Origin of the sequence: Pseudomonas sp. IPO3778 (assembly GCF_013386825.1) — a bacterium.
In the GTDB taxonomy this organism is placed as follows: Bacteria; Pseudomonadota; Gammaproteobacteria; order Pseudomonadales; family Pseudomonadaceae; genus Aquipseudomonas.
This window is the reverse complement of record NZ_JACARC010000034.1, coordinates 84489-101545: the sequence shown is the minus strand read 5'-3', so window position 1 is coordinate 101545 and position 17057 is coordinate 84489. Positions and strand designations below refer to the sequence as shown.

The following is a 17057-nucleotide window of genomic DNA, read 5'->3' as shown; positions in this document are numbered from 1 at the left end:
ATGCCTTGATGACCATCACCCGAATCAACAGCAACAATCGCCTGTCTGGCGCCGTGGTGTTTCAGGATTTGGTGTTCCTGTCCGGCCAGGTGCCGGGAGAAGGCCGGGATGTGACGACACAGACCCAGGAGGTGCTGGCCAAGATTGACGGGTTGCTGGCTGAAGCCGGCAGCGACAAAGATCATCTGCTGAACGCGACCATCTACCTGAACAATATCCAGGACGGTTTTGCGCCGATGAATGAAGTCTGGTCCGCCTGGCTATCGCCAGGTCAGGCGCCGACGCGTACCACGTTGCAGGCGCAACTGGCCCGGCCCGACGTATTGGTGGAGATCAGCGTCATCGCTGCCCGCCGCCCATAACTAAAACAAAAATGGAGACTAACCATGCAAAAACTGTGGCGAGGGGGCTTGTCCCCCGTTGGGCTGCGCAGCAGCCCCATACTCTTCCTGGCCCTGATATTGAGCGCTCAGACCCAGGCAACCGAAGCCCCCCTGGAAGGCACGCTGAGCAAGATCGCCAACGCCAAAAGCATCACCCTCGGCTACCGCGATGCCTCGGTACCGTTCTCCTACGTGGGTGACCACAGCGGAAAACCCATGGGCTACTCGGTAGACCTGGCCAACAAGATCGTCGAGCGCATCCAGCAGAAAACCGGGGTGCCGACGCTGAACGTGAAGTACAACCTGGTGACCTCCCAGACCCGGATTGCGCTGGTGCAAAACGGCACGGTGGACCTGGAATGCGGTTCCACCGGCGTGACCGCCGAGCGGCAGAAGCAGGTGGCGTTTTCCTACGGGTTTATCTACGTGAAGGGCCAGTTGCTGACCGCCAACGACAGCGGCATCAAAAGCTTCGCCGACCTTAAGGGCAAGAACGTGGTGACCACCGCCGGCACCACCAACGAACGGTTCCTGAAGAGCTACAACGTTGATCATAAATTGAACATGTCGGTGATCAGCGCCAAGGACCACGGCGAAGCCTTCCAGATGCTGCAGTCGGGCCGGGCGGCGGCGTTCTACATGGATGACGCGTTGCTTTATGGCGAGCGTGCCAAGGCCAAGGACCCGCACAAGTGGGTGGTGGTCGGGGAAGAACAGTCGCGGGAAATCTACAGCTGCATGGTGCGCAAGGATGACCCGCAGTTTCTAGCGGTGGTCAACGAAACCCTGGCGGGGCTTTACCGCTCGGGGGAGATCAACGGGATTTACCAGCGCTGGTTTGAACAGCCGATTCCGCCCAAGGGCTTGAACCTGGAGTTTCCGATGACCAGTGAGTTGAAGGCGATTATTGCCAGGCCGGTGAGTGACCCGGTGGAGTAAACCGATCTGGGTTGGTCACCCGACTAAAAGTGTGGGAGCTGGCTTGCCTGCGATAGCGGTGTATCAGCAACAGATGTAGGGCTGACCCACCGCTATCGCAGGCAAGCCAGCTCCCACATTTGATTGGGTTTGCAAAGCGAGTTTAGAAATCGCCCCACAATTGCTGGGCTACGGCCAGTGCCACCACCGGTGCTGTTTCGGTCCGCAGCACCCGTGGGCCCAATCGTGCGGAATGAAAGCCCGCACCTTGGGCCGTTTCGACTTCTGCGTCGGTCAAACCACCTTCCGGCCCGATCAGGAAGGCCAGGCTCCCAGGCTTGGCATGGCTCACCAGCGGCTCGGCCACCGGGTGCAGCACCAGCTTCAAATCCGCTTCGACCTGCTTCAACCAATCCGCCAGCAACAGCGGTGGATGAATCACCGGCACCCGCGAACGACCGCACTGCTCGCACGCGCTGATCGCCACCTGGCGCCAGTGCTGCAGGCGTTTGTCGGCGCGTTCGTCCTTGAGGCGCACTTCGCAGCGGTCGCTGAAGATCGGGGTGATTTCGTTCACGCCAAGCTCGGTGGCTTTCTGGATCGCCCAGTCCATTCGCTCGCCACGGGACAGGCCCTGGCCGAGGTGAATCTGCAACGGTGATTCGATCTGCCCGGCGAAGGTTTCGGTGACCTGCACCACCACGCGTTTTTTACCCACTTCCAGCAAGCTGGCGCGAAACTCATCGCCGGAGCCGTCGAACAGCTGCACGGCGTCGCCCTCGCTCATGCGCAATACGCGGCTGATGTAATGCGCCTGGGCTTCCGGCAACTCGTGGTCGCCAAGGCTCAGGGGGGCGTCGACAAAAAAGCGGGACAGTCTCATTTCTGTTCTCTGGAAATAGTGTGCAGGGCGGACGCGGAGCGTCCAGGGCTGCGTTCCCACGCGGAGCGTGGGAACGATCAGCGATCAATCAGCCCGGATCACGAAACCCCGGGTGGAAATCCTTCGGCACCGCCACGCTGACCTTGCTGTTGGTGGCGATGTCGATCCCTTCGCTGGCCACTTCCGCCAGGAAGTCGATCTGCTCCGGGGTGATCACGTACGGCGGCAGGAAGTACACCACGCTGCCCAATGGCCGCAGTAACGCGCCACGTTCCAGGGCATGTTCAAACACCTTCAGGCCGCGGCGTTCCTGCCAGGGGTAGGCGGTCTTGGTGGCCTTGTCCTGCACCATCTCGATGGCCAGTACCATGCCGGTCTGGCGCACTTCCGAGACGTGGGGGTGGTCCACCAGGTGCGCGGTGGCGGTCGCCATGCGCTGGGCCAGGGCCTTGTTGTTTTCGATGACGTTGTCTTCTTCGAAGATATCCAGGGTCGCCAGGGCCGCCGCACACGCCAGCGGGTTGCCGGTGTAGCTGTGGGAGTGCAGGAACGCGCGCAGGGTCGGGTAGTCGTCGTAGAAGGCGTCGTACACGTCGTCGGTGGTGACCACGGCGGCGAGCGGCAGGTAGCCGCCGGTCAGGGCCTTGGACAGGCACAGGAAGTCCGGGCGGATGCCGGCCTGTTCACAGGCGAACATCGTGCCGGTGCGGCCGAAGCCCACGGCGATTTCATCGTGGATCAGGTGCACGCCATAGCGGTCGCAGGCCTCGCGCAGCAGCTTGAGGTACACCGGGTGGTACATGCGCATGCCGCCGGCGCCCTGGATCAGCGGTTCGACGATCACGGCAGCAACGGTGTCGTGGTGCTCGGCGAGGGTCTGTTCCATGGCCATGAACATGTTCCGGGAGTGTTCTTCCCAGCTCATGCCGTCGGGGCGCAGGTAGCAGTCCGGGCTCGGCACCTTGAGGGTGTCCAGCAGCAGTGCCTTGTAGGTTTCCGTGAACAGCGGCACATCGCCCACCGACATCGCGGCGATGGTTTCGCCGTGGTAGCTGTTGGTCAGGGTGACAAAGCGCTTCTTGTTCGGCAGGCCACGGTTGAGCCAATAGTGAAAGCTCATCTTCAGCGCGACTTCGATGCACGACGAACCGTTGTCGGCGTAGAAGCAGCGGGTCAGGCCTTCGGGCGTCATCTTCACCAGGCGTTCGGACAGCTCGATCACCGGCTGGTGGCTGAAACCGGCGAGGATCACGTGCTCCAGCTGATCCACCTGATCCTTGATGCGCTGGTTGATGCGCGGGTTGGCGTGGCCAAACACGTTGACCCACCAGGAACTGACGGCGTCGAGGTAGCGTTTGCCTTCGAAGTCTTCCAGCCAGACGCCTTCACCGCGCTTGATCGGGATCAGCGGCAGTTGCTGGTGGTCTTTCATCTGGGTGCAGGGATGCCACAGCACCGCAAGGTCGCGTTGCATCCACTGATTATTCAAACCCATGTTCATTCTCCTCGAAGCGGCTCGCGGCAGGCGCGGGCGAAACAATCGCGCAAGCCTATGCAATGCCGGCCTGTGTCACAACCCATTGCGAGTTTGAAGCGTAAATTGGTGGTAAACACAGGACAGTCCGTCACGTTTCTTCTGGATAGTCCTTAATCTCTTGTTAACTTACTCTGCATACGCTCTTGATCGTATTTCTCGATATTTCAAAGCGAAATTTTCGGCTTTAATTCGATAGGTAAACCGATAGTCTTGGGCGCAGCTCTTACGGGATTTGGGACATGCAACTACGTAATTCATCGGCCCGTTACGGTTGGGTCAGTATTGTTTTGCACTGGGGCGTGGCCCTGGTGGTGTTCGGTCTGTTCGCGTTGGGCCTGTGGATGGTCGGTCTCGACTACTACAGCACCTGGCGCAAAGACGCCCCGGACCTGCACAAAAGCATCGGCATCACGCTCTTCGCCATCATGCTTGTGCGTATTGTCTGGCGTTTGCTCAGCCCGCCGCCGCCACCGCTTGCCAGCTATAGCCGCATGACGCGTCTGGGGGCTGCGTTTGGCCACGCATTCCTGTATCTCGGGCTGTTTGCCGTGATGATTGCCGGTTACCTGATTTCCACCGCAGACGGTGTCGGGATCCCGGTATTTGGCCTGTTTGAGATTCCTGCACTGGTTTCCGGGCTACCGGACCAGGCAGACACCGCAGGCGTGGTGCACTTGTACCTCGCCTGGGTATTGGTGGTGTTCTCCGGCCTCCACGGTGTGGCTGCGTTGAAACACCATTTCATTGATCGTGATGTGACCCTGGTTCGTATGCTGGGGCGCAAAGCCTGATGTTCAACCTCGACTCACAAGGAATAGAAAGCATGTTGAAAAAGACTCTCGCCGCTCTGGCCATCGGTTCTGCCCTGCTGACTGCCGGTCAGGCGATGGCCGCTGACTACGTTGTCGACAAGGAAGGCCAGCACGCCTTCGTTGACTTCAAGATCAGCCACTTGGGCTACAGCTTCATCACCGGTACCTTCAAGGACCTGGACGGCAAGTTCAGCTTCGACGCCGCCAAGCCTGAAGACAGCAAGATTGAATTCAACGTCCGCACCGCCAGCGTGTTCACCAACCACGCCGAACGTGACAAGCACATCGCCAGCAAAGACTTCCTGGACGTTGGCAAGTTTGCCGATGCCAAGTTCGTCTCCACCAGTGTTAAAACCACCGGTAAAGACGCTGCGGGCCACGTCACCGCTGACGTGACTGGCGACCTGACCCTGCACGGTGTGACCAAGCCGATTGTCGTCAAGGCCACCTTCCTGGGTGAAGGCAAGGACCCATGGGGCGGCTACCGTGCCGGCTTTGAAGGCACCGCCACCTTCAACCGCCAGGACTTCGGCAAGCAGATGGACCTGGGCCCGGCGTCCAACACTGTTGAGCTGTACGTGTCGTTTGAAGGTGTGAAAGCGAAGTAATTTTCGCCGGCCACACAAAAATGCCCCGGATCTCGCGATCCGGGGCATTTTTTATGAAGCGCTGAAAATCAGCGGTTGCGGGTCAGCAACGCCGGCTTTTCACCACGTGGACGGCCTGGCAGTTGATCCAACTGCTCAGGTGTCAGCGTGCGATCACTTTTCGACTCTTTGTGGATGATCTTCGGTGCCGGGCCGCCGCGCGGGTTTTGCACCGCAGGCTCAGACAAACGAGGTTGATCATCACGGGCCGGGCGACGGTTGCGCGACTCTTCGCGACGGGCCTGGCCGTCACGGGGTGCGCCATTACGCGGGCCGCTGCGCTTGGCCGGCGGGGTGCCGGTGGTGGCGCCGTTGCTGCTGCGCGGACCGTTCTGGCGACCTTGTGGCTGGCCGCCGGTGCGTGGCGCAGAACCTGCGCCTGCACCAGCGCCCTGGGCTGGAGCGCCCGGACGACGACCACGACCCTGGGCCGGCTTGGCCTGGGGCACGTAGTCAACGCGGTTGCCGAAGTTGTCCACGTCGTCGTCCAGGAACTCGTCCGGAGCACGGTCAGCGGAAGCGCGTGGCGGCTGGCTCGGCTGGCGCTGTTCGCGGGCCGGGGTGCCTTCACGGGGCTTTTGCTCACGGGCCGGGCGTTCACCACGGCCATTGGTCGCAGCCTTGTCCTTGCCGCCCTTGTCTTTGCCCTTGTCTTTACGACCGCCACCACCGCCGCCGCCGTTCGGGCCATCGCCCTTCGGACCGCGTGGGTTGTTGCGCGGGTTACGCACGTCCGGACGTTCGCGCACTTCAGGCTTCTCAGCCTCAACGGCGCTGGAATCGAAGCCCATCAGGTCGCCGTCGGCGATTTTCTGCTTGGTCATGCGCTCGATGCTTTTCAGCAGCTTTTCTTCGTCGGGAGCGACCAGGGAAATGGCCTCGCCCGAACGACCGGCCCGGCCAGTACGGCCGATACGGTGCACGTAGTCTTCGTCGACGTTTGGCAGCTCGAAGTTGACCACGTGTGGCAACTGGTCGATGTCCAGGCCGCGAGCGGCGATGTCGGTGGCCACCAGGATGCGCACTTCACCGGCCTTGAAGTCGGCCAGGGCTTTGGTGCGGGCGTTCTGGCTCTTGTTGCCGTGGATGGCGACGGCGGTGAGGCCGTGCTTGTCCAGGTACTCGGCCAGGCGGTTGGCGCCGTGCTTGGTGCGGGTGAACACCAGTACCTGTTCCCACGCGCCGGCGGTGATCAGGTGGGCCAGCAGGGAACGCTTGTGGCTGGCGGGCAGGCGGAACACGCGCTGCTCGATACGCTCGACCGTGGTGTTCGGCGGCGTGACTTCAATGCGCTCGGGGTTGTGCAACAACTTGCCCGCCAAAGCGGTGATGTCGTTGGAGAACGTGGCCGAGAACAGCAGGTTCTGGCGTTTGGCCGGCAGGCGCGCGAGGACCTTTTTCACGTCATGGACAAAGCCCATGTCGAGCATGCGGTCGGCTTCGTCCAGCACGAGGATTTCCACGTGGGACAAATCGACGCTGCCTTGGCCACACAGGTCGAGCAAGCGACCCGGGCACGCAACCAGCACGTCAACACCGCGGGACATGGCCTGAACCTGAGGGTTCATGCCGACGCCGCCGAAGATGCAGGCGCTGACGAACTTCAAGTCGCGGGCATACAGCTTGAAGCTGTCGTGCACTTGGGCGGCGAGTTCCCGGGTAGGGGTCAGGACCAGTACGCGCGGTTGGCGCGGGCCGTGACGCTGGGATTTGTCCGGATGACCGTTGGGGAACAACCGCTCCAGGATCGGAAGGGCGAAACCGCCGGTTTTACCAGTACCTGTCTGAGCCGCAACCATCAGGTCGCGGCCTTGCAACACGGCGGGAATGGCCCGCTGTTGCACCGGAGTAGGCTCGGTATAGCCCGCTGCCTCGATGGCGCGGACTAAAGCCTCGGAGAGACCGAGGGAAGCAAAGGACATGAGTAATCCTGTTTTAGTTAGGGCTTGGCCCAGAGGGATAGTCTTGCCTGGCGTGAATGGCGTTTAGATGAACGCAATCCCGTCCGGTCCTGCTGGGGCTGGCGGGCACTCAGACGGCTCGCGCGGGCTTGAAAGCTGCGCTGTAGCGGGGTCGGGTGCCTTTTGCAAGACCGAAGCGTCCGGGCGTAAGCCTGGCGGAAAGGCCGGAGTATAACAGAGCAATCACTCTGCGCTGCTTTCCTGCTGCTCAACGGTGTGTGCCGGCAAGGCCGAGGCGCTGGTTTGAGGGCTGCTGCCGGCATATTTGGCGCTCAAGGCCGTGTAGGCGGGCTCTTGCTTGAAACGTTTGAGTTCGGCGGCAAAGCGCTGCACCAGCAAATCCATACCGGCCCCGCGACGTACTGCGAGGAATTGCGGCTGGCGGCTGATCACCGTGGGCGCCTGGGTGATCTGGTCTGTAAGCCCCAGCGCCTTGAGGACGTGCTGGCCCACCCGGCGATCGGTGATCACCAGGTCGACCCGCCCAAGGGCCAGTTTGCCGAAGTTGGCCTCATGGCTGGCGGCCGGCTCCTGCTTGAACAGGGTCGAATCGCTGAACTCGGCGCCGTAGAGATAGCCCGGCGAGGTGCCGATGGTCAGGCCGCGCAGGTCGTCAAAGGTCTGGAATGGATGCGGGCGGTCATTGGCGTAGAACAGCACGAACTCCACCTCGGACAGGGGTTCGCTGGGGTACAGCAGCACATTGTCTCGTTCGTTGCTGTGGAAGATATCCAGCGCGCCGTCGGCCTGGCCCTGGTCGAGCATCGCCAGGCAACGCTTCCAGGGCAGGAATTGCCATTGCACGTCGATGCCCAGGCGCTGGAACACGATCACCGTGGTCTCGTAGTCGAGCCCGCGCATGGTGCCTTTGTCGTCGTAGACGTAAGGCGCCCAGGGTTCGGTGACAATGCGCAGTTTCTCGCCTTGGGCGCCGAGGCTCAGGCAAGCGAAAAAGACAGCAGTCAACAACCGGAAAGTGACAGGCATGCCCTGAGATTACGATTGTCTTGAGCTAAAGAGAAGCTCTGGCACAGCGATCTTCGGGCACCCTTGGCGTTGTTCCTGATTCTGCCGGGCCGTGTCCCGCGAAACCGGGCCATGCCTATATCCAGCGATCACTGGAACGACAAAGGCCCTCGATATGAGGGCCCTGGCACTTCGGAGCAGACCTTAGCGTGGCAGCTTCAGGTTGTTCCAGACAGCGAGGCTTGGCTCAGCCTGGTTCAGGGTATAGAAGTGCAACCCTGGGGCGCCACCTTGCAGCAATTGTTCACACATTTCGCTGATGACCTGTTCGCCGAACGCCTGGATGCTTTTGACGTCGTCGCCATAGGCTTCCAGTTGTTTGCGAATCCAGCGTGGGATTTCCGCGCCGCAGGCGTCAGAGAAACGCGCCAGTTTGCTGTAGTTGGTGATCGGCATGATGCCCGGCACGATCGGGATGTTCACACCCATCGCCTGCACACGCTCGACGAAGTAAAAGTAGCTTTCGGCGTTGAAGAAGTACTGGGTGATCGCGCTGTTGGCGCCGGCGTTGGCCTTGCGCACGAAGTTCTGCAGATCGTCTTCGAAATTGCGGGCCTGGGGGTGCATCTCCGGGTATGCCGCCACTTCGATATGGAAGTGATCACCGGTTTCTTCACGGATGAAGCTCACCAGGTCATTGGCGTAGCGCAGCTCACCGCTGGCCATGCCCATGCCGGACGGCAGGTCACCGCGCAGGGCGACGATGCGCTTGATGCCGGCTTGCTTGTATTGGGTCAGCAGGCTGCGCAGGTCGGCCTTGCTGTCGCCCACGCACGACAAATGCGGAGCCGCAGGTACTTTGACTTCGCTTTCCAGCTGCAACACGGTGTTGATCGTGCGATCGCGGGTGGAGCCACCGGCACCGTAGGTGCAGGAGAAGAAATCGGGGTGGTAGCTGGCCAACTGCTTGGCTGTCGCCATCAGTTTTTCATGCCCAGCATCGGTCTTGGTTGGGAAGAACTCGAAGCTGTAGCGACGGTCTTGGGACATGGTCATACCTATGGAAACTCATAAAGCCAGAAGGTGTACACCGTCAATGTGGGAGCGGGCTTGCTCGCGAAGGCGGTATGTCAGTAGTAGATAAGTCGACTGACACACCGCCTTCGCGAGCAAGCCCGCTCCCACAAAAGCCCACCCCCACAGGGGGAGCAGGCAGCAGGCAAATCAGTAGCGGTAAGCGTGCGGCTTGAACGGACCTTCAACGCCCACACCGATGTAGTCGGCCTGGGTCTTGGTCAGTTGAGTCACCACGCCGCCGAAGCCGCGGACCATTTCCAGGGCCACTTCTTCGTCGAGTTTCTTCGGCAGTACTTCCACGGTCAGGCGCTCGGCTTTCTGGGCCGGCGACAGGTCGGCGTATTTCTGGCCGAACAGGAAGATCTGGGCCAGTACCTGGTTGGCGAACGAGCCATCCATGATGCGGCTTGGGTGGCCGGTGGCGTTGCCCAGGTTGACCAGGCGGCCTTCAGCCAGCAGGATCAGGTAGTCGTCGTTCTGCGGGTCGAAATCACCTGCGCCGGTACGGTGAACCTTGTGCACCTGTGGCTTCACTTCTTCCCATGCCCAGTTCTTGCGCATGAAAGCGGTGTCGATTTCGTTGTCGAAGTGACCGATGTTGCACACCACGGCGCGCTTTTTCAGGGCCTTGAGCATGTTCGAGTCGCACACGTTCACGTTACCGGTGGTGGTCACGATCAGGTCGATCTTGCCCAGCAAGGCTTTGTCGATGCTCGCTTCGGTGCCGTCATTGACGCCATCGATGAACGGCGAAACCACTTCGAAGCCGTCCATGCAGGCTTGCATGGCGCAGATCGGGTCCACTTCGGACACTTTAACGATCATGCCTTCCTGGCGCAGGGACTGGGACGAACCCTTGCCCACGTCACCGTAGCCGATCACCAGCGCTTGCTTGCCGGACAACAGGTGGTCGGTGCCGCGCTTGATCGCATCGTTCAGGCTGTGACGGCAGCCGTACTTGTTGTCGTTCTTGCTCTTGGTCACCGAGTCATTGACGTTGATGGCCGGGATTTTCAGCTCGCCCTTGGCCAGCATGTCCAGCAGGCGGTGAACGCCCGTGGTGGTTTCTTCGGTCACACCGTGGACGCGGTCCAGGATAGCCGGGTATTTCTTGTGCAGCAGCTCGGTCAGGTCGCCGCCGTCGTCGAGGATCATGTTGGCGTCCCATGGCTTGCCATCTTTCAGGATGGTTTGCTCCAGGCACCACTCGTACTCTTCTTCGGTCTCGCCTTTCCAGGCGAACACGGCGATGCCGGCAGCAGCGATAGCGGCAGCAGCCTGGTCTTGAGTCGAGAAAATGTTGCAGGACGACCAACGTACTTCGGCACCCAGGGCAACCAGGGTTTCGATCAGCACGGCAGTCTGAATGGTCATGTGGATGCAGCCGAGGATCTTCGCGCCTTTGAGCGGCTGCTCAGAGGCGTACTTGCGGCGCAGACCCATCAGGGCTGGCATTTCGGATTCGGCGATAAAGGTTTCGCGACGGCCCCAGGCAGCGAGGGACATGTCGGCGACTTTGTAGTCGGTAAAACCTGCAGGCGTGATTACAGCGCTCATGAAGAGCCTCCATTCGTAGTGTGCGAATGGGCGCCGTTGTGCGTTTAGTATCCAGCTGGCTAACCAGGCCGGACAACGCCCCATCCGAGCCTGACAGGTCGAGCCTGCTGCAGCGCCCCTCGGACAGGTGGCGGGAGAACGGTATCAATCGAAGATGACCGTTTTGAAGCGGAGGCGATTATAGCCGTCTGCGCCTGACTTCTAAAGCCTTTCTGTCGGCGGCATGAAGATCGCTCATGGGGCTGATAGGCAATGGCTCATAGAGCTTGGGCCCGGCGTCTGCCATGATGTTGCCCATCATTTCGCAACACGCTTTGGAGTGAACATGAACTTCCACACCCGCAAATGGGTAAAACCCGAAGACCTCAACCCCAATGGCACCCTGTTCGGTGGCAGCCTGCTGCGCTGGATCGACGAAGAAGCGGCCATCTACGCGATTGTCCAGTTGGGCAACCAGCGGGTGGTGACCAAGTACATCTCTGAAATCAACTTTGTCAGCGCCTCGCGCCAGGGCGACATCATCGAGCTGGGCATCACCGCCACCGAGTTTGGCCGCACCTCAATCACCCTGACCTGCGAAGTGCGCAACAAGATCACCCGCAAGAGCATTCTGACCGTGGAAAAAATGGTCTTCGTCAACCTGGGTGAAGACGGTTTGCCGGCGCCCCATGGCCGCACCGAGATCAAATACGTGAAGGACCAGTTTCAGGAAGACGGCATCAGCGAATAACCCGGCAATGGGGTGATTCTTTACTGGATCATTCCGGACGGATCATTCCCGGGCTCTCTCGTCACTCAGGACTACATCCTGTAGAGAGAACCCGCGTATGCAATTACCTAAATCCTTACCGAGCCACGTTACCGAGGCTCCATCCTTCAAGCGCCCCGAGACTGCTGCGGCGTCCGCTCAAACCGCAAAAACGACGCTGGTAGAGAATGCGGGTGAGCACAAGCTGACCCTCGCGCGTACCGGCGACGGGCAGGTGCAGGTAGGGTTGTCACCCGCGCCGGTCAAGCACCTGGTGCTCAGTGGTGGCGGTGCCAAGGGCATCGCTTTCCCGGGCGTCATACAGGCGCTTGAAGAAAAGAATGCCTTGGCGGGCATCAAGGTCATTTCTGGTTCGTCTGCGGGTGCGATCTCCGCCGCCGTGCTGGCCAGTGGCATGGACGCCAAGGCCTTCGAAACGCTGTCCAATAACCTTGAACTCCCCGAACTGCTGAACAGCAAAAACCCGCTGGTGGCGTGGCTGCAAAATGCCAGTTCCAAGCTGGGTAAACTCGCTGGGCGCTTGCCCGGCGCTGCTGGCAATATTGCCCGACTGCTGTTCACGATGCTGCCGCGCCTGCAAGCCGAAGCGCTGCCGCTTGAGGAGTTGGTGCGCAACGAGTCGCGCCGGTCGATTCTTGCGCACATCGCTAACACGCCCCGGCAAACCCGGCCCGCCGAGGTCATGAAAATCGCCGACAAACTCAGTGCCGGTGGCGCGCCAACCTTTGGTGATCTGGCGGTATTGAGCCGGCACATTCCGGCGATCAAGCAACTGAACATCACCGGCACCGGCATGTTTGACGGGCGACCGCAGTTGGTTGTGTTCAACGCCAGCCTGACGCCGGACATGGACATCGCCCGGGCGGCGCATATTTCCGGTTCGTTGCCGGTGCTGTTCAAGAGCCCGACCGAGCAAGGCCACGGTTTCCAGGCGTTGGCCGAAGAAACCGCGTTCAAGGATGGCGGCCTGCTCCTCAATACGCCGGCTTCGGGGGCGGTTGATCGTGAGTTTGCGCAGAGCCCCTTGAGCAAGACCGAGTCGCTGGTCATCGACTTCGAGCTCGAGGCTCCCGGCAAGCCCAAGGATCGTGGCGGCATGGGTGATAGCGTGGCCGACGCCGTTACCGGCACGCCTTACTCGGCTGCCGAGGCGTATCAAAACACCCGACTCAAAGACGTCGCAGACCAGACGGTGACGTTGCCCCTGAACACCGACAAAGGTGATTTTCGCGGCATGCTCAACGGCACGGTAAATTTCACCATGACGGCCGAGCAGAAGAAAAACCTGCAGGTGCTGGCTCGCAAGGCGGTCGAGACCCACATGGAAAGCCGTGCCGCCGCGCGTGAGCAGCATTCATTCGGCTCATTGGACGACGCCGTGCTGGCCATGGACGATGAGATGTTTGCCAGCGCCCAGGCAGGCCTGGAAAAGGACAAGGCCGCCGCTGATGTGCTGCTGTTTCGAAAGAGCGCGATAGAGGTTCTGCACACCCTGGATAACGCGATCAGCGAGGCCAATCAGGCAAGCGACACGTTGACGATCACGCCGAAGATCGCGTCTGCCTTGCGTAACCTGGATGCACTTGCCCGCCGGCCCGAGCATGTCGAATGGCTGGGGCGGCAACTGAACACGGCGGGGAATCCCAATTTCCAACAACTTCTGCAGGTGATGGCCAAGCCATCGGCTGATGCAAGCCCGATGTCCAGCGTCATGTCCAGCGCCGTTGCCGAGATGAAACGGCGCGATATCGCGGTGATTGCCGGCAACTTTACGCGGGAGGTGATTTACCCGTCGCTGTTCCGCCCGGGCCAGCCGGATGCCAACGTCGCCTTGTTGCGGCAAGCCGAATATGACCTCTCACAGGTCACCACCCCGGCCGAGTTCAATCGGGTGCTCGATACCATCATCAATCGCTATCAGGCACGAAATAAACCGTGGAAGAAGGCGTTCAGCTCTACCACCATCCAAATGGCCAAGGCGTGGCGCCTGCCCGTTAAGTGATCCGCCACTGAACAGCCCTGAACGCCGCGTGTCGTAGCTACAGGCACACAACGGAGTCAGGAACGCCATGGCCACTGAAAAAGACGGCAAGACCCCCAACCTGTCGGATGAAGAGCAGCATGACGTCGATAAGAACCAGCCGCCTCGCGCGGCGGTTCTGCATGAAATCATCCGTACCCAGGGCGATCAGGAGCTGGAGCGCACCGTGGCAGCGCTGTGGTGGTCGGCGCTGGCCGCCGGCCTGACCATGGGCCTGTCGCTGATGGGCATGGGCTTGCTCAATTCACGGCTGCCGGACGGTGAAGGGTTCAAGGTGATTGCCAGTTTTGGTTACTGCGCGGGCTTTCTGGCGGTGATCCTGGCACGCCAGCAACTGTTCACTGAAAACACCCTGACAGCGGTGTTGCCGGTGATGAGCAAACCCACGCTGAATAATGCCGGCCGGCTGCTGCGCTTATGGACGGTGGTGCTGGTGGGCAACCTGTGCGGCACCTTGCTGGTGGCGTACGTGATGCTGCACCTGCCGATCTTCGACACCAAGACCGACCTGGCCTTCCTGGAAATCGGCCGCAAGGTCATGGAGAACGACACCTCCCAGATGTTCGCCAAGGGCATTGTGTCCGGCTGGATGATCGCCACCATGGTCTGGATGATCCCGTCCATGGAAAGCGCCAAGATCTGGATCATCATCCTGATCACCTACCTGATGGCGCTGGGAGACTTCACCCACATCGTGGTGGGTTCGGCGGAAGTGTCGTACCTGGTGTTTGCCGGCGAACTGCCGTGGAAGGACTTCTGGCTGGTATTTGCCGGGCCGACGTTGGCGGGCAATATCATCGGCGGCAGCTTTATCTTTGCGCTGATCAGCCACGCGCAGATTCGCAGCGAAAGCAGCTTGCCGGGAAACGCCGCTGCGGACCCGAGGCATCCGCAGCGGATCAACAAGGATCAGTGAGTGTCCGGCGTCGCGGCAGGCGCCGGCTCATCCTTGGTCACATGCTTGACCAGCTTGCCGATGCTCAAGCCCTGCAACAGGATGGACGACAGCACCACGATGTAGGTGATGCTCAGCAGCAAGTCACGCTCCGGGCCCAGCGGCAGGGCCAGGGCCAATGCCACGGACACACCGCCGCGCAAACCGCCCCAGGTCAGGATGCGAATGGTGCCGCGTGGCACCGTGCGCCAGCGCCGCAGCAGCAGGATCGCCGGGGCGACCGTCAGCAGGCGTGACAACAGGATCGCCACCGCCAGCAAGCTTGCCGCCAGCACGTGCAGCCAGTTGAACGGCAACAGCAGAAGCTCCATGCCGATCAGCGCAAACAGCAGCGCGTTGAGCATGTCATCGAGCAGCTCCCAGAAGCCGTCGAGGTAGCGCCGGGTCATGTCGTTCATCGCCAGCTTGCGGCCCAGGTTGCCGATGATCAGCCCGGCGACCACCATCGCAATCGGTGCCGACACATGCAGTTCGGTGGCCATCGCCGAACCGCCGATCACCAGAGCGAGGGTCAGCATCACTTCGATCTGGTACTGCTCGATGCTCTTGATCATCAGGTACACGATGTAGCCGATCAGCCCGCCGAACACCACGCCGCCAATCGCCTCATGGGCGAACAGCATGGCCGTGGCGCCCACCGTGGGCGTCTCGCCCAGTTGCGCGATGCCCAGCAACACGGTGAACACCACTACCGCCGTGCCGTCGTTGAACAGGGATTCGCCGACGATGGTGGTTTTCAGCGGCTTGGACGCGTTGGCGGTCCGCAGCACACCGAGTACGGCAATCGGGTCGGTGGGGGAAATCAGCGCACCAAACAGCAGGCAGTACAGGAAGCTCACGTGCCAGCCGAACAGGGCAAAGATGTAGAACGCCAGGCTGCCGATCACCACGGTGGCGATCAATACGCCGAACGTGGCGAGCAGGCCGATGGGCCAGCGGTAGCTGCGCAGGTCGCTCAGGTTGACGTGCAAGGCGCCGGCGAACAGCAGGAACGAGAGCATCCAGTTCATCAGCAGGTCGCCGAAGTCGATCTGGCCGATCAACTGCTGGACGCGTTCTTCGAGGCCGGGGTAGCCGATAAAGCTCAAGCCTTGCAGCAGCAAGGAAAACATCAGCGCCGTCACCATCACACCGATGGTGGGTGGCAGGCCGATGAAGCGGTAATTCACATACGTGAGCAGGGTGGTCAGGCAAATAAACGCAGCGACAAGTTCAAGCATCCGGGGTCCTTGGACAGAGGGGGGAGTGAAGATCAAATGTGGGAGCTGTCGAGCTTTAGCGAGGCTGCGATGGCATCACCTCGGTGTGCTTGCAAGACCGCAGCGCCGGCATCGCAGCCTCGCTAAAGCTCGACAGCTCCCACACGGAACACATTTATCAGTTGGGTACGTTGACCGCAGTTGTACTGCGACGTTGCAGGTAGATGAAGAAAAGTGCCGCCAATACCGTCAGGCAGCCCAGCAATGCGCCGGTCCAGGGCAGGTCCGACAGGTCGGCACCGCTGGCCACCACCAGCCCGCCGATCCAGGCGCCGGCGGCATTGCCCAGGTTGAAGGCGCTCTGGTTCAGGGTTGAGCCGAGGTTCGGTGCTTCATGGGCCTGGTCGATGATCAAGAGTTGCAGGATGGGGCACAGGGCAAAGGCGAACACGCCCCACAGCAGCAAGGTGATCGCGGCCGGAATCACCGAGCGGCTGGTTTGGGTGAACACCGCCAATATCAGCACCACCGCCAGGGCCATGCCCACCAGCGCGGGCAGCAGGCGGCTGTCGGCCAGGCGCCCGCCGAGCATGCTGCCTGCCGTAAGGCCGACGCCGAACAGCAGCAACATCAGGGTGATGCCGTGGGGGCTGACACCGGTGATGTCTTGCAGGATCGGCGCGATGTAGGTGAAGACGCTGAACAGGCTGGTGGACGCCAGTGCGCTCATGCCCAGGGCCAGCAGCACGTTGGGTTGAGTCAGCACCTTGAACTCGCTGGCGAGGTTGGCCTTGTCCATTGCGATGTGTTTGGGCAGCCACCGCCATTGGGCCAGGGCGGCAATGACACCGATCACCGATACTGCCCAGAACGTCGAGCGCCAGCCGGCGTATTGGCCCAACGCCGTGCCCAGCGGTACCCCGAGCACGTTGGCCAGGGTCAGGCCGGTAAACATCATCGCAATCGCCTGCGCCCGTTTGTTCGGCGCCACCAGGCCGGCGGCCACGACCGAGCCGATCCCGAAGAACGCACCATGGCACAGCGCGGTGACCACCCGGGCGGCCATCAGCGTCGCGTAGTTCGGTGCCAGTGCGCAGAGCACGTTGCCGAGGATAAACATCAGGGTCATGCCCAACAGCGTGGCTTTACGCGGCATGTTGGCGGTGCCGATCGCCAGGATCGGTGCGCCGAACACCACGCCCAGGGCGTAGCCGGTGATCAGCAGGCCGGCGTTCGGGATGCTGACGGACAGGTCACGGGCGACGTCGGGCAACAAGCCCATGATGACAAATTCGGTGGTGCCGATGCCAAAGGCAGCAACGGCCAGTGCAAGCAAGGCGAGCGGCATGCGA

General features: G+C 61.2%; 15 protein-coding genes and 1 riboswitch. Of the genes, 7 read left to right on the top strand and 8 right to left on the bottom strand.

Annotated elements, in window-relative coordinates; translation table 11 throughout:
• Positions 1 to 8: 8 nt before the first annotated feature.
• The gene (locus tag HX855_RS16620; RefSeq protein ID WP_177086975.1) at positions 9 to 362 is read left to right on the top strand and encodes a RidA family protein; all 354 of its coding nucleotides are present in this window, start codon (positions 9 to 11) and stop codon (positions 360 to 362) included.
• Between the two features lie 24 nt (positions 363 to 386).
• Entirely contained in the window at positions 387 to 1322 is a 936-nt protein-coding gene (locus HX855_RS16615) for a transporter substrate-binding domain-containing protein (RefSeq protein ID WP_256353025.1), read from the top strand.
• Between the two features lie 142 nt (positions 1323 to 1464).
• Here HX855_RS16615 and HX855_RS16610 read toward each other — a convergent pair whose 3' ends face one another.
• Both HX855_RS16610 and HX855_RS16605 read right to left on the bottom strand, forming a co-directional pair.
• Positions 1465 to 2184: a 16S rRNA (uracil(1498)-N(3))-methyltransferase gene (locus HX855_RS16610; RefSeq protein WP_177086977.1), complete on the bottom strand. Its 720-nt coding sequence runs from the start codon at positions 2182 to 2184 to the stop codon at positions 1465 to 1467.
• An 88-nt stretch (positions 2185 to 2272) separates the two neighbouring features.
• Entirely contained in the window at positions 2273 to 3679 is a 1407-nt protein-coding gene (locus HX855_RS16605; RefSeq protein WP_177086979.1) for an adenosylmethionine--8-amino-7-oxononanoate transaminase, read from the bottom strand.
• Between the two features lie 281 nt (positions 3680 to 3960).
• Here HX855_RS16605 and HX855_RS16600 point away from each other — a divergent pair, with 281 nt between their 5' ends.
• Together HX855_RS16600 and HX855_RS16595 are read left to right on the top strand one after the other, a co-directional pair.
• Entirely contained in the window at positions 3961 to 4512 is a 552-nt protein-coding gene (locus tag HX855_RS16600; protein WP_076017768.1) for a cytochrome b, read from the top strand.
• A 32-nt stretch (positions 4513 to 4544) separates the two neighbouring features.
• Positions 4545 to 5141 (top strand): YceI family protein, encoded by a 597-nt coding sequence (locus HX855_RS16595; RefSeq protein ID WP_177086980.1) that lies wholly within the window; start codon positions 4545 to 4547, stop codon positions 5139 to 5141.
• A gap of 68 nt (positions 5142 to 5209) precedes the next feature.
• Here the strand turns inward: HX855_RS16595 and HX855_RS16590 are convergent, their stop codons facing one another.
• The 4 genes from HX855_RS16590 to ahcY form a co-directional block, all read right to left on the bottom strand.
• Positions 5210 to 7102 (bottom strand): DEAD/DEAH box helicase, encoded by a 1893-nt coding sequence (locus HX855_RS16590; protein WP_177086982.1) that lies wholly within the window; start codon positions 7100 to 7102, stop codon positions 5210 to 5212.
• A gap of 222 nt (positions 7103 to 7324) precedes the next feature.
• Positions 7325 to 8128, bottom strand: coding sequence for an ABC transporter substrate-binding protein (locus HX855_RS16585; RefSeq protein ID WP_177086984.1), 804 nt, complete (start codon positions 8126 to 8128; stop codon positions 7325 to 7327).
• A gap of 183 nt (positions 8129 to 8311) precedes the next feature.
• Entirely contained in the window at positions 8312 to 9157 is an 846-nt protein-coding gene (gene metF, locus HX855_RS16580; RefSeq protein ID WP_177086986.1) for a methylenetetrahydrofolate reductase [NAD(P)H], read from the bottom strand.
• A 174-nt stretch (positions 9158 to 9331) separates the two neighbouring features.
• Positions 9332 to 10741, bottom strand: a complete 1410-nt coding sequence (ahcY, locus tag HX855_RS16575; RefSeq protein WP_177086988.1) for an adenosylhomocysteinase — start codon at positions 10739 to 10741, stop codon at positions 9332 to 9334.
• Between the two features lie 21 nt (positions 10742 to 10762).
• Positions 10763 to 10868: riboswitch (S-adenosyl-L-homocysteine riboswitch) on the bottom strand.
• A gap of 198 nt (positions 10869 to 11066) precedes the next feature.
• Here ahcY and HX855_RS16570 point away from each other — a divergent pair.
• The 3 genes from HX855_RS16570 (at position 11067) to HX855_RS16560 (ending at position 14467) form a co-directional block, all read left to right on the top strand.
• Positions 11067 to 11471: an acyl-CoA thioesterase gene (locus HX855_RS16570; RefSeq protein ID WP_010167614.1), complete on the top strand. Its 405-nt coding sequence runs from the start codon at positions 11067 to 11069 to the stop codon at positions 11469 to 11471.
• Positions 11472 to 11568: 97 nt separating this feature from the next.
• Positions 11569 to 13512 (top strand): patatin-like phospholipase family protein, encoded by a 1944-nt coding sequence (locus HX855_RS16565; protein ID WP_177086990.1) that lies wholly within the window; start codon positions 11569 to 11571, stop codon positions 13510 to 13512.
• Positions 13513 to 13579: 67 nt separating this feature from the next.
• Complete coding sequence (locus HX855_RS16560; protein ID WP_177086992.1) at positions 13580 to 14467, top strand: formate/nitrite transporter family protein; 888 nt, start codon at positions 13580 to 13582, stop codon at positions 14465 to 14467.
• Here the strand turns inward: HX855_RS16560 and HX855_RS16555 are convergent.
• Entirely contained in the window at positions 14461 to 15726 is a 1266-nt protein-coding gene (locus tag HX855_RS16555; RefSeq protein ID WP_177086994.1) for a sodium:proton antiporter, read from the bottom strand. The genes HX855_RS16560 and HX855_RS16555 overlap by 7 nt on opposite strands.
• A 157-nt stretch (positions 15727 to 15883) precedes the next feature.
• Positions 15884 to 17053, bottom strand: coding sequence for an MFS transporter (locus HX855_RS16550; RefSeq protein WP_177086996.1), 1170 nt, complete (start codon positions 17051 to 17053; stop codon positions 15884 to 15886).
• Positions 17054 to 17057 lie beyond the last annotated feature (4 nt).